This window comes from Haliscomenobacter sp. (assembly GCF_040403615.1).
Lineage (GTDB): Bacteria > Bacteroidota > Bacteroidia > Chitinophagales > Saprospiraceae > Haliscomenobacter.
In genome coordinates this window covers 1-3,320 of sequence record NZ_JBBAKG010000224.1, presented here as the reverse complement: position 1 = coordinate 3,320, position 3,320 = coordinate 1, and the positions used below count along the sequence as shown (strand labels likewise).

At 44.1% G+C, this 3,320-nt stretch carries 4 protein-coding genes; 3 read left to right on the top strand and 1 reads right to left on the bottom strand.

Annotated elements, in window-relative coordinates:
- Positions 1–47: 47 nt before the first annotated feature.
- The gene (locus ABW391_RS28950) at positions 48–377 is read right to left on the bottom strand and encodes a hypothetical protein (RefSeq protein WP_353485391.1); all 330 of its coding nucleotides are present in this window, start codon (positions 375–377) and stop codon (positions 48–50) included.
- Between the two features lie 125 nt (positions 378–502).
- On the opposite strand from ABW391_RS28950, the gene ABW391_RS28945 reads away from it, so the two are divergent.
- The 3 genes from ABW391_RS28945 (at position 503) to ABW391_RS28935 (ending at position 3,192) form a co-directional block, all read left to right on the top strand.
- A complete protein-coding gene (locus ABW391_RS28945; RefSeq protein ID WP_353485390.1) occupies positions 503–1,036 on the top strand; it encodes a hypothetical protein in 534 nt (177 codons plus the stop codon).
- A gap of 11 nt (positions 1,037–1,047) precedes the next feature.
- Positions 1,048–1,464 carry an Imm44 family immunity protein gene (locus tag ABW391_RS28940; RefSeq protein ID WP_353485389.1) on the top strand — a complete coding sequence of 139 codons (417 nt, stop codon included), beginning with the start codon at positions 1,048–1,050 and terminating at the stop codon, positions 1,462–1,464.
- A 141-nt stretch (positions 1,465–1,605) separates the two neighbouring features.
- Positions 1,606–3,192 (top strand): hypothetical protein, encoded by a 1,587-nt coding sequence (locus ABW391_RS28935; RefSeq protein ID WP_353485388.1) that lies wholly within the window; start codon positions 1,606–1,608, stop codon positions 3,190–3,192.
- The last annotated feature ends 128 nt before the right edge of the window (positions 3,193–3,320 follow it).

Here is a 3,320-nt window from a genome sequence, read left to right as displayed (position 1 = left end):
CCTGCGGTGGCGGGAGCTTGTACTCTAAGAAGATGTTGCATGGATTCCTAATTCCCTCCTTCAATCTTCTTGCCCAAGTCCCGAATTTCTTGCCGCAAGGCATTCAACTCGTCCTTTATCTCCTTCAGTTCGATCATAATTTTATCGCCCCGCTCATCTTCTCCAAAAAGCTGTTGTGGATCGATGCCATGCTCCTGCTCCAACATATCTATAATGCGCCGGAAGGTTTTTTCATTGCCACCATTCAAGGCCAGGCTCACCACGCCCTGGGCTAAACCCAAGTGTTGGGCCAGGTCTTTTTGGCTCATTCCAACGCTTTTCAGGGCACCTTTAACACGTTGGAATACCAGGGGATCAGGGTCAGAAGGTAAGGACATTTTAAAATTTTATTCTAAAATTTTGGAATTAAATTCTATTTCATTTACCTTTGCTACAGCATAGGAACGAATCCGAAAAATAGCACTTAATTAACTGATTCCACCAAGGTGGCTAAAATTTCATTATGGTTACTGTAGCTAAAAAGTTTCGCCCTCAAACTCCTACTTTGCCTACACCTGAGCCCAAGCCCAAGCGTGGCCTCTTGTTTTTCATCGTCCTGTGCAGTATCTTGGCTGTCTTGGCCACATGGAAAGGCGCCGAATTTCTGGATTTGGATGAAAACGAGAAATTGCAACTGTCTTCCTCCCGCCAGGATCAAATGCAGCAGCGCCTGATGCGGCTGGAACAATGCGAGCAGTATGTACTTCGAGCCAAATTCAATGGTTTTTATCCTTGTTACAGCTGCGGAGTAGACACTGCGATTTATTTGTACGCTGGTGAAGTTTGGAAATATGGCATCACCATTCAAGGCGAAAAAGGCCGCTATCGCAATGGGCTGACTTCGCTGGGTTTGAGTTACCGCGTTCAATACCGTGGGTCGATCCAGACCTGTTTGCGTCTAGAAGCTTTAAAAATCTATCAATATGCTTTATTGCCTGAAAACACCAAACGAATGCCGCCTATAATCCGGCCTCCAGGCAACAAAGCTGATTTATAACCACCAATGCCATGTATGCACCTTTCATCATCTCCAGCATCGTAGAAGACACCCCTATTGGTGACAAAATCGATGCTCAAAATGTAGTTTTACTGGAGCAATTGCTCAATGCAGACTTGCAGCTTTCAGCTTATGGAACGGGCGTGTTGGGCATTGCCGTAGTGTTCATCGGAACGGTACCACAAGATGCGATCCATCAGGACGAAATCACTTTTGACGGGGCTAAAAAGGAGCTGTATGCCCAGCTGCGCCTGCCTTATGCTGATTTGGAGCAGGCTACCGAGGCGGAGGTGTTGGTGCTGATGGCGCGGAAATACCTGCAAACTTTGCGTGATTTGGCCGCATTGGAGCAGGTTGCGGATTTTGACTGGGAGCACCTGCTACAAGATGTGCAGAATTTGTTTGTGGCAAAGGGGCTGACAATTTAATCAGAAAGGCTCTCCCAAAACTGTGCTGGAGTAATCAATACTGGATTTGAAGATAAATCTGGTGTGGTAGAATCGCGACCAATATTGCGCTTATATTGTTATAAAAAAACCAATGATTTTCCATCCCCAAATAACAACATCATGGGACTGTACATTCACTTATCCATAAATTTTCGTGGAATTACCGAAGAGGCTTGGGAAACTGCCTGGCACGAAAGTCTTGAAATTTTAAAAAAATTTCCCTTGCCCCTATTCAGGTACGACGTCGAGACCAAAAATGGGAAAGACCGTAATGTGTACTCGCGCAACCTTATCCTTGATGCCGGAACAAAAGAAGAATGTTGGTACCTAGACGGAGATTTACTCAGTCGGCAATATGCAGAAACTTTTGATTTGTACCGACATTTGGAAGCTTACACCAAAAAGAGTGGCCAACAAGGCTGTTATGATGATTCTGTTTTCAAAACCGATACGCCCGAATACTGGTCTTCATCGAATGGAATGGAATTATGGGACAGCAAAACCCAGGGCTATCCTTTTCATCTTGCCGTATTGGCTGTAGGCATAATGCTGGAAAATAGGTTTCCCGACCATTGTTACCTGCATGGTGATATACAAGACAAGCAGGTGGAGGTGATGCTAAAGTGGCTCGAAACTACTTTTGACAAAAAATATTCAACCCCAATCTGTTTTGATGCGTGTAGATTATTCAAACAATTGCATCTGGTTTATGACTCGGACAGGCAAGCCGCAATTGAACGTTTTGCGAAACTTTACGAAGGTGAAGACGCCGATCTTTTGAAGGCAATGGTCTCCGTCATAGGCGAAAAAGAAGCATTGGCTTATTGGACAAAGGAGCTCAATCGCTATGGTTCCTTGAGTCAATGGGGTGCACAAGAAATTGTACGTGCCATTTTGGAAGCAACGGAAGACGTCAAAACGCTCCTTTCTTTTGTTGGAAACGCCAATCTTACTCGGTCCAGCGCTGAGCAGAACTTTGATGTGTCTGAAGTTTTAAAGCTATTGTGTAGTGACTTTATTTTCATTCCCCCAGCTCAAAGAGAGTATGCCCGGGTGTTGACCCAGCGCAGTGAGGACCTGCAAACCATTGACGATGTGATCAACCGCGTTTTTATGCAAATGGCCGGACTGCCCTATGTCAGCCCTCTCTATGTACCAGCAGATGAATTGCTTGAAATTTTTGTCTTGCACCGCCCCGATCAAGCTGAAGAATACCGCCAAATCATTGAAGAGTCCCAGGAAAAATTGAGCAATTGGATTAAAAAATTAGAAGAAACGGTGGCATTATTTGAAGAAAGCCTCGAAGACAGTGCCGACGAGTCCGACGAACTGGAATCTGGAATTTCTTTGATTGAAAGCTACCCTTTGCACGAGCAATACATTGTTCGCCAAGCCATTCAACAACAAGATGATCTTGAGACTTATGAAAAACAGTTGCCTGAGCTTGTGGCTGCATTAGAGGTACTTATTGAAGAGCATTCCGCTTTTTACAGCAACAAAACCGCGAATGGATATTTGAGGGGCATTTATGAATACTCGTTTGAAGCTGGCTGGGGCTTAAGCGAAGAGGGCTGGGAAAAACTTGATCGATTAAACGATGTTGCACTTTTGCAAAAACTTTTTGCTTTGGCTACAGTCGACAATCACGAAACTACCTTCTGGCGGTGGCGCAAACATGTTTTTGAAACTGCGTGGCAGTTAATCTAGGTGTTGCGATTAGGCAACATTTTTTTTAATTCTTGGTTAAATTGTTGATTATCAATATTTTACACCAATTTATTCTTTGTCACTTTTTGCCTTGATGCAAAAAGTAACCAAAAAAATCAAGGCTGTAT